Origin of the sequence: Gracilibacillus thailandensis (assembly GCF_010994055.1) — a bacterium.
Taxonomy (GTDB): Bacteria; Bacillota; Bacilli; order Bacillales; family Amphibacillaceae; genus Gracilibacillus; species Gracilibacillus lacisalsi.
In genome coordinates, this window is the sequence record NZ_WJID01000156.1 from 1 (window position 1) to 745 (window position 745).

The 745-nt window shown below is 49.3% G+C and carries 5 tRNA genes and 1 rRNA gene; all 6 read left to right on the plus strand.

Annotated elements, in window-relative coordinates:
- The first annotated feature begins 112 nt into the window (after positions 1 to 112).
- Positions 113 to 229: ribosomal RNA gene (rrf, locus tag GH715_RS21275) — 5S ribosomal RNA — on the plus strand.
- A 10-nt stretch (positions 230 to 239) separates the two neighbouring features.
- Positions 240 to 315: transfer RNA gene (locus GH715_RS21280), tRNA-Val, on the plus strand.
- Positions 316 to 320: 5 nt separating this feature from the next.
- A tRNA-Thr gene (locus tag GH715_RS21285) sits at positions 321 to 396 on the plus strand.
- 5 nt (positions 397 to 401) lie between these two features.
- Positions 402 to 477: transfer RNA gene (locus GH715_RS21290), tRNA-Lys, on the plus strand.
- A gap of 5 nt (positions 478 to 482) precedes the next feature.
- Positions 483 to 567 (plus strand) — tRNA-Leu (locus tag GH715_RS21295).
- 24 nt (positions 568 to 591) lie between these two features.
- A tRNA-Gly gene (locus GH715_RS21300) sits at positions 592 to 666 on the plus strand.
- Positions 667 to 745 lie beyond the last annotated feature (79 nt).

A 745-nucleotide genomic window follows, 5' to 3' on the forward strand; every position in this document is an offset into this window, starting at 1 on the left:
GAACTTGTTGATCACTCTTATCTAGTTTTTAGGGTACATAAAAAAAACTAAAAAAACTCTTGCATTCTATGTGAATGATGAGTTATAATGTATCTTGTCCTTGAAAAAAGAGTCTGGTGACGATAGCGGAGAGGTCACACCTGTTCCCATGCCGAACACAGTAGTTAAGCTCTCCAGCGCCCATGGTAGTTGGGGCTCACGCCCCCGCAAGAGTAGGACGTTGCCAGGCAAGATACACAGGAGGATTAGCTCAGCTGGGAGAGCACTTGCCTTACAAGCAAGGGGTCGCAGGTTCGAGCCCTGCATCCTCCACCATTTCAGCCGGTCTAGCTCAATTGGTAGAGCAACTGACTTGTAATCAGTAGGTTGGGGGTTCAAGTCCTCTGGCCGGCACCATTTGGGAGCCATTAGCTCAGTTGGTAGAGCATCTGACTTTTAATCAGAGGGTCGGAGGTTCGAATCCTCCATGGCTCACCATTCAAGCGGGTGTGGCGGAATTGGCAGACGCGCTAGACTTAGGATCTAGTGTCTCTTGACGTGGGGGTTCAAGTCCCTCCACCCGCACCATACAATTATAATAATTAACTATATGCGGAAGTAGTTCAGTGGTAGAACACCACCTTGCCAAGGTGGGGGTCGCGGGTTCGAATCCCGTCTTCCGCTCCAGGAAATTAATCATTTAGTTTGCCAAGTGATTAATGCATTATTCCTTGCCGGGGTGGCGGAATTGGCAGACGCACAGGAC